Genomic DNA, 22,403 nt, shown 5'->3' with positions numbered 1-22,403 from the left:
TTTTTTTAGAATGAGCAACGATTAAAAGGCCAGGTTCACCCCGATGAGGAACTGGCGCTGGTTGGGATAAGCGCCTTCATCCACGCCGAAGTCGGTGATATTGGAACCACCGATTTCAGGATCTATACCGGAGTATTTGGTGATGGTGAACAGGTTGGCCGCCTGGACATATACCCGGAACTTCTGTACGTGTAGCCGTGACAGTGAACCAGCGGGCAATGTATAACCGAGTGTTACGTTTTTAGCACGCAGGTAGGCGCCATTTTCCACCATGTAAGAGTTGGGGACGCCTTGTGTGCTGACAGAGCCGTCCACTTCCTGGATAGGCGCTTTAGCGTTCTGGTGGTCGGGACGCCAGGAGTCATACAGGGCAGTTTTGCTTTTGGCGCTTTCAAAAGATGAATAGAAATCGCGCCACCAGCGTACGTTATTCCAGATCTGGTTGCCGTGGGTACCGAAGAGGAAGATATTGAAATCGAAGTGCTGGTAGTTTACGCCGATGTTGATACCGTAGGTGAAGTCCGGGTTGGGATTACCGAGGAAGGTGCGGTCATCCGGCGTGATGCGGCCGTCGCCGTTGACATCTTTATAGCGGAAGCGGCCCATACCGGCGCCTTCCTGGTAGAAAGCTTCCGGATCGTTGGTGGCTTTTTTCACTTTATCATCGGCGTCGGTCACTTCTTTGGCGCTGTTCCAGAAGCCATCGATCTGGTAGCCGAAGAAGGAGGAAACCGGCTGTCCTACCGCATTGCGGATGATGTTGCTGCCATCGAAGCGGCGGCTGTCGCCGTCGAAGTAGTCTACTCCGTCGGCGATTTTCATGATTTCGTTTTTGTAGGTGGTGAGTGTACCGGTGACGTTCAGTTTCAGTTTTTTGCTGAACTGTTTATGCCAACCGACGGAAAAATCGAAGCCATGATTTTTCATCTGCGCGATGTTGACAAAGGGCTGTGCGGCGGTGCCGGCGAGGCCCGGCAGTTCGGGATCGTAGAGCAGGTCTTTGATATCCTTGCGGTAATAGTCGAATGAGAAGTCCAGTTCACCTTTGAACAGGGAAGCGTCCAGGCCGATGTTGGCGTTGACGTCGCTCTCCCATTTAGCGTCGGGGTTGCCGATCTGCATACCTGCGAAACCCGCGTTAAGGCCGTTGTTGGTGCCTGCGAGATCGTAGTAGGTGGCGCTGCGTTTGCCGCCGTAGAGGAAGTAACCGTTGTTGACGCTGAGATTGAGCTGGTTGCCCATGATACCCCAGCCGCCGCGGATTTTGAGGTCGGTGATCCAGGTGAGCTGTTTCATGAAGGCTTCTTCGGAGAGGCGCCAGCCGGCGGTTATTGCCGGGAACCAGCCGAAGCGGTTGTTGATGAATTTGGAGGAACCGTCGCGGCGTATGGTAGCGCTGACGAGGTATTTATCGCGGAAGGAGTAGTCTACCCTGCCGAGGAGCGAGTAGAGCCCTTCCTGTGCGCGGCTGCTGTAGTTGGTTTGCGTGCCGGTACCGGTGCTGAGGTCCGGGAAGTTGGGATCGAACGTAAAGTAGTCTTTGGTGGTCCCGCCAACGGAGCGGCTACGGCTGTCGAATGCTTCCGTGCCGGCCAGTATTTTCAGGTCGTGGGTATTGTTGAAGCGCTGATGATAGGTGAGCGTATTGGTCCAGGTCCAGCTGTGACCGTTGTTGGAGCCTTCCGAGTAGGAGTTGGAGGTGTTGTTCTCTTTGTTCTCGTACTGCGGGTAGGTGAAGGAGTGGGACCACCCGGAATAGATCTCACCACCGAAGCTGGTGCGGAAGGTGAGGTATTTCAGGAAGTCCACTTCTCCGTAGATGTTACCAAACAAACGGGTGTTAAGGCCTTTGTTGTTTCTGGTGCGAGCCTGCATTGCTACCGGGTTCTGGGCGTCTCCGAGGGCATCGCCCCAGGAGCCAGCAAAATTGCCCATAATGTCGTACACCGGTATGATGCTTTGTTCGCGCATGGCGTGGCCGATGGCCGCGTCGGAGCTGTTAATTTCCACAGCAGGGTTTTCCGTCATCGAAAAAGCGAGATTTTCCCCCACTCTGATGTGATCAGTGATGTTGTACTGGGTATTGGAGCGGATCGTATATCTTTTCAGATAGGTGTTCAGCAGCGTACCCTGTTGATTAAAATAATTGAGGGAAAAGAGGTAATTGCCGCGATCCCCGCCACCGCTTACCGCGACGTTGTGGCTGGTGATGGGGGCCGGGCGGAAGACTTCGTGATACCAGTCAGTCCCGGCCTTGTTGGCACGTACAATACGGTGAAAGTTGTTATAATCGTTTTGATCAGTAAAGTTGGGATTCACATAATATTTGGAGGGGTCGGTGTCGGGATCTCCTTCCATGCCGCCGTCGGGCGTGATATAGTCCGGGATGACCGGTGCGTTGCCGTTACCATATTGAGGGGTATGCGGATTAAGGCCGGAGTTGGTGTAGGCCATCCAGCGGAGCTGAGCCTGTTCGGTGGGATTGAGGGTGTTCCAGACGTTGCCTTTTTTCGGGTATTGGCGGCCGTAGTATCCGTCGTAGTGGACAGATATTTTACCGGAGCCTCTGCGGGTGGTGATGACGATCACGCCGTTGGAAGCCCGGGCGCCGTAGATGGAGGCGGCGCCTGCATCTTTCAGTACCTGCAGGCTGGCCACATCGTTGGGGTTGAGGTCGGCGATGTCTGTCGTAGGAACGCCGTCTACCACATACAGCGGGGAGTTGGAGCCGAAGGTGTTTATACCGCGGATCCGGATCTGGGGTGCTTCCCCTGGTTGACCGGAGCCGATGACCGTTACCCCGGAGGCCTGTCCCTGCAGCTGTTCTGTTACCTGTGCGGTGGGCTGGCGGTTCAGTTGTTCGATGTTGACCACTGCTACCGCGCCGGTGAGGTCTTTTTTCTTCTGGGTGGTGTAGCCGGTGACCACAATTTCATTGAGCGCGCTGGCGCCTTCTTTGAGGACGAAGTTCACCAGCTGCCTATCGCCGACGGCTACACGCTGTGACTCAAAGCCGATGAAAGTCACTTCCAGCTGATCGTCGCTTCTGCCGGGGACGGAAATGGAATAGACGCCGTCAGCGTTGGTGACGGTGCCGATGCTGGTGCCGGGTACTTTTACGGTAACGCCGGCGATGGGGTTTCCCTTTTCATCTTTCACCGTGCCTTTCACCGGGCGCTGCTGCACAGGGGCTGAGGAGGCGGCGGGTGCGGTGGCCGCCGGCTTTTCGGTGATCATGTAAAAGTGTTCCCTCAGCTTTTCGAAATGCAGGTTAAATGGCGCCAGTGCTTTATGCAGCGCTTCTTCCGGTGTCTGGCAGCTGGTGACGGACAGTTGTACCCGTTTACTTTTTACCAGGTTGCTTTTGTAAGCGATAGATACATTAAAACGTTCTTCTATCAGGTGCAGCACATCTTTCAGGGAAGATTCGTCGGGTTGGTCCATGTTCCCGGGATGCAGGGGGACCGTCCGGTTGCTTCCTGCGGCCAGAGCCGGGGCCGCAACCGATTGAAACAGGAAATACAGGGCTAAAGAGGGCAGTAGCGCCACACGTAAACCTCTCTTCATGTGAACAGGTTTTGACGATTAATATAATTATGAGACTTTGGTTGCTGTAAAAGGTGGCCTGCCTTTTACGCGGGTATTATTTCTTTTGAATCCAGACTTCGTCGCCTTTTTGGTTGAATTTCATTCGGAAAACCTTCTCCAGCTGAACCAGCATGGTATCAGCATTATAGATGATGGGCATGGAGCCCGACACTTTATATTTCAGCAGCTGGGTATCCGGAACGATGATGGTTTTACCGAACACCTGTTGCATGAAGGTAGCGGCATCGGCGAGGGAATAGTCTTCCATGACGAGGCGGCCGGTATGCCAGGACACATACTGATCGGCATTGACGCTGCTTTTGGTGAAATCGCCGTCCTGTTTGTTGTACCGTACGATGTCTCCCGGTTGCAGGGCGAGAGACGTATTACGGCCTTCAATGCTAAGCTGTATTTTCCCTTGTTGCAATACCACCACCACTTCTTTTCCGGCGCTGTTGACATTAAACTGTGTGCCCAGTACTTCCACATGAACGTTGTCATAGGTATGCACAATAAATTTCCGGTGGGACGCCGTGTGTTTTACATGAAAAAAAGCTTCACCGTCGATCCATACTTCCCGGTGTTTGCCCGTGGAGGCGTATAACAGGCGGGAATTGGCGTTGAGCGTTACTTCCGAACTGTCGGGCAGCAGGAATGTTTTCACCTCTCCGAGGCGGGTATGGGAGCTGAGAATGGTATTTTTCGGCGCAGCTTTCCACCAGTACCATCCGCCGGCGATCAGCATGCCCAGCAGCAGGGCGGCCGCGTATTTCCACAGTTGCCGCCAGTTGGTGCGGGCGGGCTCCTGTGAGGATGGCGCCTCCCCTTCCAGCCCGCCGCAGATAGCCTCCCACAGCGCTTCCTTCTGCCCTGTTGAGAGCTGAAACGATGTGAAACTGATGCCTTGCAGCAGTTGCCGCGCTTCGCGGACATCGTTTTCCTTTTCAGGGTGCTGTTCGAGCCATCGTTCCCAGAACACGTTCCGGGTGGCCGGTTGCAGTACCCATTGCTGGAAATCTTCGTCCAGGGCAAAGTCACGGGCGGTGTAGGATGAATAATCTTTACGGGCCAAGTAGCGGTCTTTTTACTAAAGAGCAGGTAACGGGTCTTTTCTCATCATTTTTTGGAAAGATTTTTTTCATCTTCCTAAAAACAGCAACAGCAGCGGGAAAGGGAGGTTCTTTTTGAGGATAGCGATGGCTTTGGAGATGGTGTTGTACACGGAATCCACCTGCATGGACATGATACCGGCGACTTCATTATAACCGAGGTTCTGGTAGAAGCGGAGATAGATGGCCTCCCGTTGCCGGCGGGTAAGGTTGCCCAGGGCGGCCTGGAGTAATTTTTTTTGTTCAGCCGCAGTCTCTTCGAGTATCAGTTTATTCTCCTGCGGAGTGGTGAACTCGAATTCGAATCCCTCCCAGGAGTCGCGGTATTGCCATCGGCGGTCGCGCTGCAGGGAACGAAGCAGGCGGCGGCGCAGGCTGCTGATCAGGTAATAGCGGATATGCTGTACCTGCGGGCTCAGGTGTTCCCTGGTAAGCCAGAGGTCCTGGAACAGGTCCTGGATGTTGTCGTTCACCCTTTCATGATCGCGGCAGAAATGCATGCCGTAATGATAGAGGTGGTCAACATGGGTTTCATATATTTCGGCGAAGGCGTGGCGATCTCCCTCCAGTAGTCGTCCCCAAAGTGAGGAATGGGAAGGCACCACTTTGAGGTCTGTTCGTACTGCTTTCCCTGTGTTCATAACAATTTTGGTTGAGTTGGATAAAGCTGTGCAATTATTCTGACAAATACAAATATTTTTTGGTACGGGATGTGTATCGCGTTCATTTAAAAATACATCCATGAAAAAGCTCTCTTATCTTCTGTTAGTAATGATCGCCATATCGATGGCCAGCTGTGAAGTGGTTGGTGGTATCTTTAAGGCCGGCGTATGGACCGGTATCTTTATCGTGGCGCTGGTAGTAGGATTAATTATTTATTTCATCACGAGGGGTTCGCGGAGAGACTGATTATCAGTCAGGAATGAATAAATCTGCGTTTAATATTCGTTATTCCTACATTGTTTTGCAAAGACAACCAAGTAGTTAAACCAACTTTTTTTGAAAAAAAGTGTGGCAATATTTTTTTAATTCAAATAATTACCTACTTTTGCATCCCCGTCAAACGGGAAACACACCGGAAAAAAGTTTCGGGACGTAGCGCAGCCCGGTAGCGCACTTGCATGGGGTGCAAGGGGTCGCTAGTTCGAATCTAGTCGTCCCGACTATACAAATGAAGCACTTACATATTATTGTAAGTGCTTTTTTTTGTTTTCAGTACCCTCCCAGTAACCTCCAGCCCATTTTGGAAGCCTTATGAGAGTAGTTTTCAGTATAATTGGATGGGAAATCATTGGCAGACCTACATGTGAAGCAATCCAATCAGTGTATATATTTCCGTAACATCTTTTATCTGGATACTACTCAGCGCTTCAATTTGCGGAAGGCGATATGAGAAACCCCTAAACGTCATTCACCAATTAATTCTGAGCTATCAACAGGCACTAGGCGATCTGCGGCTTGTCGCTGAGTTAGGTGCTTTGTTGAAAGGGCGGCTGGACAAATGGCTTATTCACCAGATCTGAGCTTTTTTATATGTTGGTCTGCATTCTTATTTTGAGGATCCAGTTTCAGAGACTGTTCATAATTTTTAATAGCGAGTTGAGAATCGCCCAGCTCTTCACAGATCTCGCCCAGGCTATCAAATGCATTGGCGCTTGCGGGATACAAATAAACATTCAGCTTAAATATTTCCAGCGCCTCAGCGATCCTTTTTTGTGAGATCAACTTATATCCCCAGCTATTTATTTCTTTCTCCATTGCAGTAAAGCCACTCTTTGTTTTCTTCAGTTTCTTTACTTCTTCTATGGCATTTTTGTATCCCACCTTATCCAAGGTAACTTTTAACGATCTTAGGGATGCTGAAAGGCCAAAACCATTCGCTTCTTTCATATCCGGAATAAACAATCCGGCGAGTTCGTCAATGAATACATCCGGCGTCGCCCCAGATAGATTTGTAAGCACGATAATGGAAAGATTATCATTGGGGTATACAAATACAGCCGAACGATTACCACCAACGGGTGCCAGAGCCGGATGATCTGTTCTTTTAACAACCGGCCAGCCTGCGGCATATCCATTAAGCAAGCTGCTAAAACCAGCTGTTTCGCCTGTATTCAGTACTGCAGGTGTCCAGAGTGTCCGAAGGCTTTCCGTTTTTTTTAATAACTGCATACTTTGTAAAGCAATGATCCAATCTGCCAGTTCTTTTGCTGTTGAGCTCATTCCGGCAGCAGTTTGCAAGAAAGGCGGAAACGAAAAGAACATATTCCTGAGTTGACCTTTTTGATATTGGTAACTACAAGCTGCATGGGCTACAATGTTCTTTGTAGCACCAAAACCTGATTGTATGGTCTTCGGCATACCTACTTTTTCCAATTGTTCTTTGGTAATGAACTCCTGGAACGACATACCGCTTAATTTATCGATAATGCGGCCGAGAAGTAAATAATTGGTTTGGTTATAGCTAAATTTCTCTCCAGCCTTAAACTCATTGGGCATTCGAAGTATGGCATTCCAGGCTTCTTCCGGATCGCCGCTTATTAAAACGGATTCTTCTTCATTTACAATATCCGGGATGCCCGAAATATGCGACAAGAGTTGCTGAACCGTTAATGACTTCCATGTGTCAGGCAGGTCAGTAAGGTATTCAGAAATGGGTGCATCCAATTTTAGTTTCCCGGCTTCCAGCAATTGGATAATAGCAACACCCGTAAATGCCTTCGTGATTGAATTAATAGTAAAAACAGTTTTGTCGCTTACCGGGATTGAGTCCTGCAGATTTGCCAGTCCATAATTACCCGTTTTAATAATTTTTCCATGTTTTACAATCGCTAGTTGTAATCCGGGAATTCTGCGCTCCTGCATCTGGTTTTGAAGAAAAGAATCAATACTGTCTACCTGCCCCACAGCACTAACCTTACAAGAGAAAATCAGCAATGCTATAAGGCCAGCCTTCAACATGCTAGTCATAATGGATGAATTTCCTCCAAGAAAACATTTTTTTACCATGCTATTTATATTACAATGATGCGACAATTAAAGGGTATAATTACCACTTCTGCCTGTGTATGCCCAATTTTGGGTTGATGGTGAATACAAGGAGCTTCTTCATCATACCAATTGAGCTTTTAAACTGAGGTCCATGCTCACGGCATGATTTATAATAGCGCCGCAAGATACATAGTCTACACCAGTACGGGCGTATGAAATAATATTGTCGAGATTGATGCCGCCCGATGCTTCTGTTTCGTACCTGCCGCTGATCAGCTTAATTGCTTCTTCTACCATCTCGGGCGAGTAGTTATCGAGCATGATGCGGTGTACATTGCCTACGGCAAGCACACGGCGCACATCATCCAGGTTGCGGGTTTCCACTTCTATTTTCAGGTCGAGATTGTTGGCCGCCAGGTACTCGTTGGTTTTTTGTATGGCTGGCTCAATGCCTCCGCAGAAATCGATATGATTGTCTTTCAGCATGATCATATCGTACAGTCCCATGCGGAGGTTGTAACCACCACCAATGCGCACCGCCTGCTTCTCGTATTCGCGGAACAGCGGGGTAGTTTTGCGGGTATCGAGTATTTTGGTTTTGTAGCCATTTATCTTATCAGCATACCTATTGGTAAGGGTGGCAATACCGCTCATGCGCTGCATGCAATTCAGCACCAGGCGTTCGGCCTTTAGTATGGTGTGCACACTCGATTCAACGGTAAATGCGGTTTCGCCGTTGTCCACCGCATCGCCGTCCTTTTTAAAAAGGGTAAATTTTGCGCTTTCTTCCAGGTGATGGAAAATTTCCTGTGCCAACTGCATACCTGCCAGTATGCCCTTTTCCTTTATTTTGAGTGCAGCTTTGCCTTTTGCATCGGCCGGGATGGATGCCAGCGTAGAGTAATCGCCGCTGCCCACATCTTCCAGCAATGCTGCGGCAATGAATTCTTGTGTTGTCATGCGCTTTATTATTCCGGATGCGAAATTAGTAAATGCCAGTCTACTGATAATAATTGATCTAATTGCAAAGACTTTAAATAAATCAGAGATTAAGCCAATTATGCTGAGGAATTCGGCAGAAAGTTGTTTATAGGTAAAGAGAAACCATTGCCAGCTTGAAAATCAACAGCAAACTGCGGCAGCTGACGGGGTAACAGCAGCATGTCGCCCATCCAATGGTGACCCTACCTATGATGATCCAAAGGCCGGTTGCATAACCCGCCCAGGTCCTGGAGCTACTAAGTACACAGGCAGATGTTGGACCGTCTGTCGAATTGCTTAAATAACATTCTAGCCGCAGTCTGTTGTTTCCGTTAAGCAAACGCTATTATTATCTATATTCAAGATAATTTTAGATCCAATCAATCACAGTTAGACTATCCAGGCTATACTACTCTATCCTTTTGTCATTCCTCCAGTACCCTCTCAGTACCCTCCAAAGATAGGCCAAAGTAGTTTAAAACAACTTAAATTAACAAATTAAATATTATGTAAACAGCTATAATATAAGAATATTATTGCTAAATTGGCTTATTTTAAATTCATTACAGTTCGCATGGGGTGCAAGGGTCGCTAGTTCGAATCTAGTCGTCCCGACTTCACAAAAAAGCACTTACATATAATTGTAAGTGCTTTTTTGTTTTTAGTACCCTCCTGCTCATTTTATGGCGCTTTTTCCGGAGCGGATGAGCTATCTCTTTTTCGCCGACTGTATTAAGTTTGGTCATAGCTATTTGCGGGCCATTTCAACCATCTGTACAACTTCTTCTGCCGCGACCTCAGCCTTCCCGTCAAATCCTGATACTTTAAACCTGATCCTTCCCTTACCATCAATGATAAATTTGGCTGGGATCCCATCAATTTTGAAAGCATCTGCAGCTGCACTCTGCTTGGTGTCTGGATTTCTTGGATCCAAATACAAATCGAAGGTATAGTTGCGACTGGCCAGAAATTTTTTGCCGTCATTCAACAAATCCGGTACGTTATTCCAGGTATAAATGAAAAGAAATTTTACATCCGGGTCATTAATATAGCGGTTTGCAGCCATCTGCATAGCCGGGAATGACTCCACACATGGACCACACCAGGTTGCCCAAAAATCCAACACAATGGTTTTGCCTTTAAAATCCGCCAGCGAAACTTTTTTCCCGTTCACATCTGTTACCGTAAAATCAGGTGCCGCTTCATGAACCATCATTGAAGAAATATTTGCCCTGATTTTTTTGATAAATGTATTTTTCAACCCCTCGACGTAGGCATCCGCATCCTTATCGGGGTTTAGCTTTGTATAACCTTTTTTGACCTGGTCGATGTACTTCTGCTCGAACTTCCCTCCCTCTACCGCTTTTGCCAATATGGGTAAAGCCTGTACGTAGTCACCTTTCAGGCTGGACAGAAAAGCATAGTTTTCAATCAGTTCCTCGTCCTTTTTCTTAATGTTATGATAAGCTTCCGCAGTATAACGGAAGGCTTCTTCATTTTTTCCGGCTTTAAAGAGTAGCTTACCATAGAGGTTAATAAAATTATCATACGCAGATTTGGGATCTATTTTCCGCGGCCCATTTAAGGCTGTCATATCTTTCATTTTTTTGGCACTTTCCAATTCGCCGGAGGCAAACTCCAGGGCCTTTGTATTATTTATTGCAGCCATTTCCTCAGTGGCCGCTAGTAAGGCCTGTAACCGAAATCCCGGATCGTCAATGGAGTTCAGATATTGCAGTATTTTCGCAGTATTCATCTCATTAGCGTACATATTGGCCACAAAGCTTTTCTCCAAATCTAAATTGACATTAGGGTAATCTTTGATCATGTTTTGCAGATGAGCTTCTATGTCCTCCACTCCTTTGAACTTAAGAAAGGAAGTGATTCTCGCCATTTGGGCGTTTTTACTTTGGGGATACTTTTGAAGCAGCATCCTGGTGACCGCATCTTTTTTAACTTCATTTTTATCATAATACTGGATCAATGTCCACAAGTCCTGATCGGAACCATTTTCCAACGCTTTTATCTTCTGGTTAAGGAGCGTCTTATCTTTTGTATGCTTTAATGAGGCTAATGCAGAATTTGTATCTTTTTTGCTTTGTTGTGCCACTGTGCTCAAGCAGCTGAGCATCAGTACAGTAAAAACTATTTTTTTCATTTGCTATTTGTTAATGTTTTTAAAAATTGTGAGAGTGTGGCTACGGGCATTAGCAGCGTTGAAGTGCGACTTCGCCGGGCAATATTTACACCATAGAAATTGCCTTCGCTGTCAAATACCGGACTCCCGCATTCAGTTGCTTTAATGGCTGCATCATGGACCAATACATTCCTGAAACCGTCTGAACGGGCACTCCTTCCGCCTGGATATGCGTAAGAAGCATGGCTCTCTGTCGGCTGACCTTCAAGGTAAACGCTCAACTGCATGGGCTTACCTTTTCTGACGATGTTCATAGAAATTGAATCGGCCGCCAGATACTTAGCAAATTCCCGATCATAATCTGCCGCCGTATTCACCGCAACACCATTGATTTTAATAACCTGGTCCTTTTGCCTCAGCAATGAAGCCCCGCCTGCACTATTTTTGTCAATTCGCCTGATGGTTATTTTTCCATCCTGATAAGCTGCACGCGCACCCAGATAACCCTGACTCGCATTTAAAGGCACATCAACATAGGTGGCGCTGAGCACCCCAATTTTAATTGAATCGTTAGCTATAGCCGAGAGGAGTATCTTACCCAGATCGCCTTGCTTCAGGACCGGATCTTTAGCGTCAGTTGCTAACCTGATCCCACCTCCCACCTTTCCGGATACACTTAACAGTACAAGGTCATTCTCTTTATCTCTTTTTAGAATCTGAGCGACCACGGTGCTATTGCCTGTTTTAACCCTGGGGTTGTTTCCAACCATAGAACTCTTACTGACAATATAGGTAGCCCCGTTGAAACCAAGCAGGGTCCCCTGAATCGATAATTGTTGCGTCCCACGGCTACTCCTCAGCATCACCACGCTTTTTCGGTTTTGCACTGAAATTCCGGCCACCTCTTCCAATGAAGGAACGGTTGGTATCAGTATGGAAGACGCTGCGGCTGGAAACTCGTCGGCGGCAGGAAATTCTGTATAATCTTTGGCAACATTCAGTGCTGTCCAGTATTTAAGAAAATGATCAGCCGGAACATCATAATTTTGATCCTCCTTTTCCTTGATCCAGCTGTGTACCCCCACCACCCGTCCTTGCGCATCAAACAAAGGACCGCCGGAATCACCAGGTTCCATTTTAGCTGAAGACTCAATAAAACCGTCGCTCATATCTATATCAGAGATTCGCCCGAAGCGGACATTTGGCGTTTGCTTAAAAAACGCACCTGGATAGGAGATGCTCACTACCGGCTGGTTTATTTTTAACTCCTGGCTGGGCGCCATCCTGGAGAAAGGCCATTTTCCAGGCTTCAGGATTTTGACCATTGCCATATCATAATCTTTTTCCCCATCCTGTAATCCGATCCGGCCCAGGCCAACGGCGATATGTTTGCTCCCATCCGGAAATGATACCCTATAAATTTGGTTGGGCATTGCGGCATGTGATACAGTCAGAATGTGCCCTTCAGCAGAAACCACTACTCCTGTGAAGCCACTTGTCTCATCAATGTCCTTTTGAACCTGATTTTTTAACGTGTCCCATTCGATGATGTAAACGCTGCTTGCCATTGCCTTGTCAACCACATTCGCTATGAGCTTTTCAATGTTTCCAGCTGCTGGATTAGGTTGCGCGCTACAGCTTGTGAGAACAAAACAAAACAGGCTGATTAAACTCAGTTGTAAACCCTTTAACATCATCCATCAAGATTTTGCTTTGGCAAGTTCCACCATAGCTTTCAACTTATAAAATTCCTTGTCATCCGAACCGGCATAACCTATTCCTGTTTGAGTGATGTTTCCCTTCGCATCAATGATAAATTTCTGAGGAGTACCCAATGCGCCCAGCGCTTTGAAAATTGTTTCATCCTGATCAAATAACACATCCAGTTTGTACCCTTTCTTTTCCATAAAGGGTTTCACGATCTCCGGGCTTTCCCCCTCATTGATCACAAACAACTGGAAAGGTCCCTCACCATACAAGTCGATCACACGCTCGAATGCCGGAAATGCGGCAACGCATGGTTTGCAAGCTGTACTCCAAAAATCAATTACCACAATTTTACCCTTGTAATCAGTTAACTTAATGGTCTTGCCATTCAAATCTGTTAAAGAGACATCCGGTACAGGTTTAGTATCGGCCATCCAGGCTTCGGCGACTTCCTTTGCAATTTTTTGATAGGCTTCCTCCTGTAGTGAACTGATAAATTTGTCCATCCCGGCTGTGCTGCCTTTTACCTTCTGGTAGGCCAACTTTAAACTGGTAATTGTTTTTGGCGTGGAGACGGCCGTACGCACCGCGTTAGACAAGGTATCAAATGCCTGTTGATGTTGGCCAGCTGCCATTAAGATTAAACTCAGACGGTTCAGGTAATTGGCATTGGAATTTCTGAAGTAAGGCATTTTCCTGAACATGGCATTTTTATCCGACTTTTTGATATTCTCCATCGCGATAGCCAAGTTGCCAAGTTTGGCATTGGCCAGGGCATTCACTTCAAGCAAAATCTCCTGTCGGTCAAAGTTATCATCGTGTCTTTTGAGCGCGATTTCGCCCAAAACCTGTTCTGAGATTTGCTGTACCCATTCAATATGCTGATCATCGTCGACCCAGGATTCAAGCAGGTTAGAAAGTTCAAACAATTGAATGCTCGTAAATTTGGGATTGGTGTTCTTGTAGAAATGATATTTATCTATATTCCCTTTCCTCAGCCAGTCGACTGCCAACTGCGCACGATATTCACCATACGACGCTGGCTTTGCCGGGTCAGCAGGATATTTTGAGCGGAGTTCATTATAGAACCGTTCCTGGTCCTCAACGTTTACAAGGGCATTAAATTTTTTAGCATTCTCCTTTTGCGACTTCTGCCCGTATACATACGTGGACATCAGTATCATCATTACAACTAATATTCTCATATCCTTTCGACTAACTACGTGCTTTTATGATTTCGACCATGGCTTTCAGCTTATAGTATTCCCGGTCGGTAGACCCGGCATAACCGGTGGCGAAGAACCTGATATTCCCCATCGGATCAAACACGATTTTAGTTGGCGTTGCGCGAACATCGTATCCCTTATTCTCTTCATCCCTTAAGACGTCAAGTCTGACGGGTTTCTGTGCAGCAAAAGCCTTAACGGTCTGGTCGTTCTCAAACAAGTTCACAACGAACAACTGGAATTCATCTTTCCTGTAATCAGCAACCACTTTCTCAAATCCGGCGAAAGCCGCAACGCAGGGCGTACACAGGGTGGTCCAAAAATCCAGCGCAAGGATCTTTCCCTTTTGATCGCCGAGATCAACCATTTTTCCCTCGAGGTTATTCATAGTGACCCCGTGAACGGGTTTTGTAGCACGGAAGGTGGTCAATTTTTTTCTGGCATCGTTTGGATCAGGAATGATTCCATCCAGGGTCTGTCGTGCAGACGTCACATAGGACTTCTCAACTTCTTTATAGTATTTTTGGTAAGCTTCCCTTTTCAGTGATTGGAGCTCATCTTCAAATCCGTCCTCCGTTCCTTTTACTTTTTTAAATGCTTCTTTAAATGTATCCACCATATACGGGTTGCTCTCGGCCTCTCTAAAAGCTTTGACGAGGATATCGTAGGCTTGTTGATCCTCTCCCGCAGCCAACTTTACGATAGCCAGGCGATTCAAATAATTCGATTGAGAATCCTTGAAATACTTAATTAGCCGGTCCGCACTTCCTTTATCAGCATCTGACCTGGCTATCTGTTTTTTGGCCACATCTACATGGCCCAGCCTGGCATTGGCAGCCGCGTTTACCTCCAACAATACGCAAGTCCTTTCTGTGCCGGCGTCGTTTAATAGTTCCTGGGAAATTTGCGCGGCGTCCTCATACTGCCGTTTTTCATCAAGCAGTTTCTCTACGGCGTAAGATAGATAAAGCGCCTGGCGGAAAGAAAATTTCGGCTTGGTCGCTTTATAAAACCTATAACGTTCTACATTCCCTTTCGCCAACCACATATAAGCCAGTTCCGCCCGAAGATCATTTAAGGCAGTAGGTGTCAGGTTTTCAGCAGGCTCTTTAAGAACTTCATTGTATTTTTTTTCCTGGTCTTCAACCCTCTCTATCAACATGAACTCATTGATCCCGTATTTGTTTTTTTTTGCAGTCTGTTGTGCCCAGCCAGTGCTGGAAATCATCAAAAGCAAAAAGACTATTTTTTTCATCAGTATATATTTTTTTAAATTATTATGAAGACATCATAGGCATATTCATTGCCGTTTGTAAGCTGGTATGCCTATGATGGTTTCATATTTATTTGATTAATGCTGCCAGGCGGTCATGGAGCTCACCGCCTCTAAGGTCTTTACCCACAATTTTGCCGTTGGGATCGATCAATACATTGGAGGGTATACTAGAGATCTCGTAGGCCTTTGCAGCCTTACCTTGGTCAGCCTTAAAGTCGCAAACCTGCCTCCAGGGCAACTTATCTTCCTTGATGGCTTTTAACCACAACTTTCTGTCAGTATCCAGCGAAATACCCAATACTTTAAACCCCTTGTCCTTATACTTTTCGTAGGCGGCTAAAACATTGGGGTTCTCCTGACGACAAGGCACGCACCAGCTGGCCCAAAAATCAACCAAAACATAGTTGCCCCTGTAAGCACTTAAGGAAACTGGCTTACCTTGTGTATCATTAATGGTAAAGTCAGGAGCCTCGACATTACCGCTTACAAGATCTCTTGCCTTGTCCAATTTCGGTTTCCATTTCAGCACCTTCTCAGATTGCTGCATGCGCTTGCTCAATCCATCATACATCGGTCCGACAAGGTCAGGATTAATAGCTGCCTGGGTAAAAATATCTAATAGATCAACGCTGACGTAACTGTCGGGATAGTTACGGATCACATCCCTGGCTGCATCCGCAACAAGCGCTATACCGTCCGTGTTTTCATCTGCAGCTTTTGATCGTTTGCTAACCTCACTCCCATAATACTGCCATGCTTTTTGTTCATTTCCCCCACCCGCATAGGACGCCATTCCTTCACGATCGAAGGTTACATTGATGTCCCCGTCAAGGTAAAATAAGCCCACATTTTTCATGTTTCCACCTTCGTCTGATGATTTTTGCCGATCCGGCTTCGCCTTAGAACGCGGCATGATTAAGTTGAGCTCAGCAAGTTGAGGCCTTCCGATCTTACCGCTGAACCCAAATTGTCCATTTGTGATCAGCGCGGTGTCCGATTTATATTCCCCTCCTTTATCATCAGGCGGGTAAGACATGACCGCTTTAACTGCCTGATGGCCAGTTGGCAACTGTCCTTCAATATGATAAGTGGTTTGTGCATTTGACAACACTGGCAACATACAAACTGCTGCCCAGATCATTAGTCTATTCATATCGCTGTTGAATTTCAAATTGCTGCCTATGTCGGCAGCAATTTGTTTATTGTTATTTTATGCTATGGATTTTCTTCTAAACCTTTGTTTTCATTAAGCATCCGCTCTCCAAATTTAAGGGCGAACCTTTCAGGCTTAAGTTGATACGTAGCCGTCACTACGCCGTTCGGACCGTAAATCCGGTGTGTAAAATCAATGTGATTGCTGTATACCGGGTCGACAGAAAGACGACGCATATCCAGCCAGCGTAAACCAGTGATGGCGAATTCGCGAATGCGTTCATCCAAAATAAATTTTACAAGCGCTTGTTGGCTTGCAGCAATGCCGGAAGGAACAACGGCGGCTGGGCCAGCAATTCGTTTGGTGCGCAAAACCTCCAAATCGGTTACTGCCCCGGCCAGGTCATTTGACCTAGCCTTACACTCTGCACGCATTAAATATAAATCAGGTAGCGAGGGGCCTACATTTATTCCGTCAAAGAAATTTGTATTCCGGCGTCTCATTCCCAGTGGATATGCTGTAGTCGTAGACAACTTGTAAGGAGAATACAAGTTTAGACGGCTGTCAGTTGGAGCATATAAGGCAGCGGTTTGCGGACTAAAAACAAATGCATTAACAGCTTGAAATTGAAACCAACCTGCATTGATATTATAAATAATTTCTGTATTGTTGGCTGCAATAGGGACATTGGACAGACCTAAAGGGCCTTCCGGAAACCAGGATCCTGCTGCACCTGGATTTTTGGGGTCCAGAACCACTGTATAATCATACAGTTTCATAGGAATCTGAGCCTTTTGAACCTCTACAAACGCGGCGTCAAGATGTGTCTTGGCTGCGGCGAAATTATTCATCGTCATATAAACCCTTGAGAGGTAAAATTCTGCAGCCAATCTGGAGATCTTGCGGCGATGGGTAAGCGCACCCAAATCAGGCAAAGATTCAGTTAAATCACTTATTACCAGATCATATCCTGCCTGCAAAGTACCTCTTTTAAAATCCTTTTGATTTACATCTGCTACAGTAAGGTTTGGGATACCCAAATCGGTGCCTGCAGTAGCAGCATTATAGGGTTTGGTGAAATCGGATAAGAACATGAAGTTACATATTGCCCGCCCCACCCTGGCTTCAGCGAGCAATGCACGTTTCTGTCCTTCGCTTCCGCCTTTAGAATCCATAACTTCATTAATGACTTTATTAAAAAGATAAAGTTTCCTGATATAGTTTGTTTCCCCTGTAATCTCGCTGGGCAAGTCAGCAGCATTATATACCCGCGCTTCATACCTGAACAAACGTTGCTGCCGAAGCAAATCAGTGCCATTCAGGTTATTAAAATCAGGTTGCAATGCTGCCATCTCATCGCCCTGATATACACCTGCCGTGAACTCGGTTGCCAAATAATTGGCATTCAATAGTTTCTCATAGTCGGCTGTGGTGATAGCAATCGCCTGACCTTTAGGTACAATTTCCAGGAACTCACGTTTACAGGATACCGAAATTAGCAGTACCGTCACCGCGAATGAACCGAAAATGTATTTTCCAAAAATTTTCATATCTGACTTTATTTGATAATTAAAAACTAATGTGTGCACCCAGACTGATTGTTCCCTGAGCGTCCCGTGTCGTTCCTAAAAATTCCGGATCTATGCCGTTTTTATTGGCTGTCCATAACAATAAATTATTCACCTGGAACCGGAAGGAAACACCCTGTGCAAGAATTGATTTTACCAACGTTTGTGGAAGGCTATAGGACAAAGTGATGTCGCGGAGTTTGATATATGCTCCGTTTAAGGCGTATCGCTGAGACTGATTAAAGTAACCGATATTGCGGGCACTTGCCAGGTCACCCGAAGGTACATATCTTGGTATATCGGTTCTTTGCTCATCACCCGGGACCTTCCAGCGGTTCAAAAATTCCAATGGCAGCCCATTGGTACCGAGAATGGATTCATTTGTTGCGGGATTGCTGTTGTTGGTGATGGTATAACCTCCGCTGTAAATTATGCTTGCACTCAGATTGAAGGATTTATACCGAAAATTATTCTGAAGCCCACCTGACCAGACGGGTTGGGTAGTACCTGCGTAAAGAATATCTTCTGGTTTAGTTACATTGATTTCGGAGGTTACTGTACCATCTGCAAGTCTAACTTGCGGATCCCCATTAGCATTTAAGCCTCCATAATTGTAAATGAAGAGTGTATATAAAGGATAACCTACCATCCTTTCCCGCAAAGTCAGTTCATCTCCTGTAACCGGCGGATTCTGACGCAGAAGCGTCAATTTGTTTTTATTGTAGCTAAAGGTCAGCCCTGTAGTCCAGCTAAAATCACTAGTGCTGATGTTTATGGAATTCAATCCAATGTCTATCCCTTTATTATCTAAATTACCGTAATTGCCAATGACATTGTCATAACCAGACAGCGGCGAAGTGGCCAGTTGACCAATCAGGTCTTCTGTTTTCTTAATATATCCATCAATTGATCCGCTCAACCGATCTTCAAATATGGAAAAGTCCACACCAACATTGTAAACCTTTGTGCCTTCCCAGGTCAGTCTGGTGTTGCGAGGGGAACTTAATAAATAGCCTGCTCCCGTCACATAATTAGGAGCACTTTGAGCAGTCAGGATATCGTAAGACGCTGCCGCTCCCACAAAAGGGGCATTACCGGTAATTCCATAGGTCATACGAACATCCAGTTGACTGAGCCAGGTCGCCGTTTCCATAAATCCTTCACTACCTAAAGCCCATTTACCGCCAATGCTGTAAACTGGCCTGTTCTGTGCAGATTTATCCCGCCCGAACAAATTACTCTCATCGATTCTCCAACTGGCGTTCAAAGTATATTTTCTATCGAAAGTATAACCCAGGTTAGCAAAATAGGAAGTGGTCCTGGCAATGCGTCCCTCTGAACCACCAACGTTGTTGGGTAATGTTGCCAGTCCGCTGACCCCATTAATTCCTTCACCTAAACGTGCCAGATCTACTGGTCTTGAAGTTTGCAGCTGATCTTCCCAGCCATAATAAGTTGCTGTTGTAGTAACCGGCGTGCTGCTGGTGGCTTGTTGTCCTGCCATGAGGGTGAACTGATGCTGCTTCCAATCGCGGTTAAACACCAATTGGTTTCTTATTGTCCAGGCCCTGGTGGAGCTGGTCGTGGTAATCAAGCTGCCGCCTATTTGTGGAAGGTTGTAAACGGGAGTGGCTGTAGCGTCTTCTGCTTGCGTAAATTCCACCACCTGGGTCCTCATTTCATAATTGTCTTGCAGCCTCACTGTCCGTGTATTGGTGTTGCCCAGGTTATAACCATAAGTACCCTGGAAATCCAGTCCCTTCAAAAGGTTTACCTTGACTCCCCCGACCAGTCTGGCAAAAATCCCATTGCTGCTACTGTAAGCCCTGTCCTGTTCAAGCACTGGATTATAGTCGAGGTTGATGCGGCTTAGTGACTGGTAGAGGGCCCTGATGGAATCCGGAAGGGGAATATTTTTATAGTTGCCTAAATAATTAATGTTCAGAGGATTGCCATTTGCATCCTTGAACATTTGATAAGGAACAATGTTACGGTCGGCCTTATAGGTATTACTGTTTCTGGTCACTGTGTTGGTCAGGTCTGCATTGATGAAAGCCGTTATTCTCTTATTGATGATCAGGTTGTTGTTCAGATTGATTTTGTACTGATTGTATTGTTCTCCCGGTGTATTGCTCTGCGTACCAATGTGATTTAATGAACCATAAAAGGTATGCACCTTTCCTCCTCCGGAAACCGATAATGTCTGGTTTATCGTGCCTGCGTTTCTAACAAAAAAATCTGCAATCTGACCGGTATTGGAGAGTTTGGCCAGACTGTCCAGTTTAAAATCCGCCTGCGCCTGGGTAATCAGGTTTCGGGCGCGGTCATATTGTATCTGCAGATGAGGCAGGTTTCCAAAGGTAGTGTTAACAGTTTCCCAGTCCGGGAAAGATGGAAAAAATTGTGGAAACAGTTCCCTGGAGAGGGCGATAAACTGCTGCGAATTCATTCGCTTTACATAATCAAGGTCCGGACGCCCCTGAAAGGCGTAATAGCCGTCGTAATTGAACGTCAGCCGATCACCTGCTTTTCCTTTTTTTGTGGTAATTACGATGACGCCGTTTGCTGCTTTTGCACCCCAGATGGAGGCTGAAGTTGCATCCTTCAAGATGGTGATATCTTCAACATCCTGCTGGTTCACCTGTTCAATGTTTCCTTCAAATTCAATCCCATCAATTACAATTAAGGGTCTGGTAGTAGTTAAGGGGTTGTCGCCGGTTGGCAGAGAGCTCTGGCCGCGTACAAGTAAACCGCCCGGGCCACGGGTAGTCAAGCCCGGAACCAATCCTTCCAAACGCGTTAAAATATTTGGAGTACTGGTCCGGTTAAGCATCACTTTAAGATCTGGCTTCGCAAACGATCCAGCGGCGCGCTCCCGGGATATTTCCTGGTAACCCGTATTGAATTTAATTTCTACTTCCTTCAGGTTGCTGGTTGAAGGCGTCATTTGAATTGTTCCCATATCGCGTGAAGCGGTACGCTGGACCGGCTGGTAGCCAACATAACCAATCAGTACAGTGGCACTGTCTTCCACATTTTGCAAGAAAAATTCACCATCTTTATTCGTGGTCGTTCTGATCTCGGAATCCTTGATAAACACAGAGGCTCCCGGTAAAGGTTTGCCTTGCTCATCAGCCACTATTCCCTTTATATCTATCTTAGCAAACAGAGTAGTGACCTTATCAATAATTGAAGGCATACTTTTCCGGATGGTCACGATTTTACCTTCTATGGTATAGCTGAGTGAAGAGCCAGCCAAAATCTTTTTGAGTGCTTCGTTGATGTCAGCATTTTTCAAGCTGATGTCAACCAGCTTGTTTTTAGGAATTATTTTCCCGTCATAAAAGAAATCATAGCTGCTTTGCGCCCGTATTTCTTTTATCAGCGACTCTAAAGAAGCATTTTTCCGGTCGATGGTGATTTGCTGGCCGAATGTGGAAGCACTGACCTGCATAATAGATGCTATTAGTATGACGGTGGTAAATCGCATTATCCACATGATTTTAAACCTGAGAGGATTGCGTGCTCCCAGGTAGCTGTTAGAATTTTTGTACATTCGTTTAGTTTGGTTGATCACAGCGTGCCTTGACTTTCCACGGACCAGGCTGCTGTAGTTACATTTTTAGTTGATTCCAGGCTATACCAGTCCCAACTAAGTGGGACTGGTTCTTTTTAGGGTTTATGGTAATTTCCCTGCATGTATGGTTGGTTTATGTTTATAGTCAGGCTTAGGCATTCTCTATATTATATCTTAAATAATTCGGCGAGTTTGGCTTCCAGCGCCTTACCATGCAAGTCCATGGCAATAATATTCCCCTTCCGATCAATCAATAGGTTTCTGGGGATCGCAATAATGTTATATTTTTTACTGATCGGCGATTCAAAGCCCTTCAGATCACTCAAATTCGTCCAGGTATAGCCATCAGCCTGCGTTGCTTTCTTCCAGGCTTTGACGTCAGTATCCAGGGATATCGCAATTACATCAAAACCTTTAGATTTATAGTTGTTGTATATCGGGATCAATTCCCGGCCTTGCGCCCTGCATGGAGCACACCAGCTTGCCCAAAAGTCAATAAACGTATACTTATTTTTTGAAGTAATATTTTTAGAAGCTATCGTTTTCCCTTCCATGTCAGCCATCTTGAAATCCTCATATTCAAAAGCCACCGTCTCTTTAGATGGTCCAGCCTCTTCTTTTTTAACTATTACAGCTTCTTTGCCCTGATCATCCAATTCCAACGTAAAGTGCTTTTTTGACGGCGGAAGACACATCTGATTGGTACAGGCCATATATTTAATGGCAAAGGCTAAAGTGGTCTTCCTCTCAGACTTCAGTTTGAGTATCTGTGTAAAGGTTACTCCTTTTGCGTAATAAGTCAGACTCTCCGTACCTTTCTGCTCATCTCCTTTCTCTTCCATCTCTCCAACAAATTCTACATGGTTATCCTCATCAAACAAAAATTCTGTAGGCATTCCCATACCACCTGCTGAACCTTGTGGGTAAATGTGATAGGGCTCCCGAACAGAAGCGTGCAATTTGATTTGATAAGTTAAGGGCGCTATCTTTGTACTACTGAATTTCCAGGAAACCGGATGATTTTCCTGAGCAAAGGTTGAAATGGCCGCCAGAAAGATGATTATAAAAAAAAGAAGTCGCTTCATATTAT

The 22,403-nt window shown here is 46.2% G+C and carries 14 protein-coding genes and 1 tRNA gene; 2 read left to right on the top strand and 13 right to left on the bottom strand.

Going from position 1 to position 22,403, the window contains the following annotated elements; genetic code table 11:
• Positions 1-21: 21 nt before the first annotated feature.
• From HF324_RS12435 to HF324_RS12425, 3 genes are all read right to left on the bottom strand, one after another.
• Positions 22-3,567: a SusC/RagA family TonB-linked outer membrane protein gene (locus HF324_RS12435; protein WP_168859909.1), complete on the bottom strand. Its 3,546-nt coding sequence runs from the start codon at positions 3,565-3,567 to the stop codon at positions 22-24.
• A gap of 76 nt (positions 3,568-3,643) precedes the next feature.
• Positions 3,644-4,660, bottom strand: a complete 1,017-nt coding sequence (locus HF324_RS12430) for a FecR family protein (RefSeq protein WP_168802777.1) — start codon at positions 4,658-4,660, stop codon at positions 3,644-3,646.
• A 66-nt stretch (positions 4,661-4,726) separates the two neighbouring features.
• Positions 4,727-5,338 (bottom strand): RNA polymerase sigma factor, encoded by a 612-nt coding sequence (locus HF324_RS12425; RefSeq protein WP_168859908.1) that lies wholly within the window; start codon positions 5,336-5,338, stop codon positions 4,727-4,729.
• A 100-nt stretch (positions 5,339-5,438) separates the two neighbouring features.
• Between HF324_RS12425 and HF324_RS12420 the strand changes: the two genes are divergently transcribed.
• Entirely contained in the window at positions 5,439-5,606 is a 168-nt protein-coding gene (locus HF324_RS12420) for a phosphatidate cytidylyltransferase (RefSeq protein ID WP_168802775.1), read from the top strand.
• Positions 5,607-5,786: 180 nt separating this feature from the next.
• Positions 5,787-5,860 (top strand) — tRNA-Pro (locus tag HF324_RS12415).
• Between the two features lie 343 nt (positions 5,861-6,203).
• Here the strand turns inward: HF324_RS12415 and HF324_RS12410 are convergent.
• The 10 genes from HF324_RS12410 to HF324_RS12365 all read right to left on the bottom strand — a co-directional run bounded on the left by HF324_RS12410 (position 6,204) and on the right by HF324_RS12365 (position 22,398).
• Positions 6,204-7,667, bottom strand: coding sequence for a serine hydrolase (locus tag HF324_RS12410; protein ID WP_220101306.1), 1,464 nt, complete (start codon positions 7,665-7,667; stop codon positions 6,204-6,206).
• 141 nt (positions 7,668-7,808) lie between these two features.
• Positions 7,809-8,648: a carboxylating nicotinate-nucleotide diphosphorylase gene (nadC, locus tag HF324_RS12405; RefSeq protein ID WP_168859907.1), complete on the bottom strand. Its 840-nt coding sequence runs from the start codon at positions 8,646-8,648 to the stop codon at positions 7,809-7,811.
• A 769-nt stretch (positions 8,649-9,417) separates the two neighbouring features.
• Positions 9,418-10,827 carry a TlpA disulfide reductase family protein gene (locus tag HF324_RS12400; protein ID WP_168859906.1) on the bottom strand — a complete coding sequence of 470 codons (1,410 nt, stop codon included), beginning with the start codon at positions 10,825-10,827 and terminating at the stop codon, positions 9,418-9,420.
• Positions 10,824-12,503, bottom strand: coding sequence for a S1 family peptidase (locus HF324_RS12395; protein ID WP_168859905.1), 1,680 nt, complete (start codon positions 12,501-12,503; stop codon positions 10,824-10,826). The genes HF324_RS12400 and HF324_RS12395 overlap by 4 nt, the downstream gene beginning before the upstream one ends.
• 3 nt (positions 12,504-12,506) lie before the next feature.
• Positions 12,507-13,688, bottom strand: coding sequence for a TlpA family protein disulfide reductase (locus tag HF324_RS12390; RefSeq protein ID WP_168859904.1), 1,182 nt, complete (start codon positions 13,686-13,688; stop codon positions 12,507-12,509).
• A gap of 40 nt (positions 13,689-13,728) precedes the next feature.
• The gene (locus tag HF324_RS12385) at positions 13,729-14,994 is read right to left on the bottom strand and encodes a TlpA disulfide reductase family protein (RefSeq protein ID WP_168859903.1); all 1,266 of its coding nucleotides are present in this window, start codon (positions 14,992-14,994) and stop codon (positions 13,729-13,731) included.
• An 88-nt stretch (positions 14,995-15,082) separates the two neighbouring features.
• Positions 15,083-16,168 (bottom strand): TlpA disulfide reductase family protein, encoded by a 1,086-nt coding sequence (locus tag HF324_RS12380; protein WP_168859902.1) that lies wholly within the window; start codon positions 16,166-16,168, stop codon positions 15,083-15,085.
• A 62-nt stretch (positions 16,169-16,230) separates the two neighbouring features.
• Positions 16,231-17,718 carry a RagB/SusD family nutrient uptake outer membrane protein gene (locus HF324_RS12375; protein WP_168859901.1) on the bottom strand — a complete coding sequence of 496 codons (1,488 nt, stop codon included), beginning with the start codon at positions 17,716-17,718 and terminating at the stop codon, positions 16,231-16,233.
• Between the two features lie 19 nt (positions 17,719-17,737).
• Complete coding sequence (locus HF324_RS12370; protein WP_168859900.1) at positions 17,738-21,226, bottom strand: SusC/RagA family TonB-linked outer membrane protein; 3,489 nt, start codon at positions 21,224-21,226, stop codon at positions 17,738-17,740.
• Positions 21,227-21,480: 254 nt separating this feature from the next.
• On the bottom strand, positions 21,481-22,398 hold the full coding sequence (locus tag HF324_RS12365) for a TlpA family protein disulfide reductase (protein WP_168859899.1): 918 nt from the start codon (positions 22,396-22,398) through the stop codon (positions 21,481-21,483).
• Between the last annotated feature and the right edge of the window lie 5 nt (positions 22,399-22,403).

The sequence above is a fragment of the Chitinophaga oryzae genome (genome assembly GCF_012516375.2).
Lineage (GTDB): Bacteria > Bacteroidota > Bacteroidia > Chitinophagales > Chitinophagaceae > Chitinophaga > Chitinophaga oryzae.
Note: the sequence above shows the minus strand (reverse complement) of the source record. Positions and strands in the feature narration are given on the sequence as shown.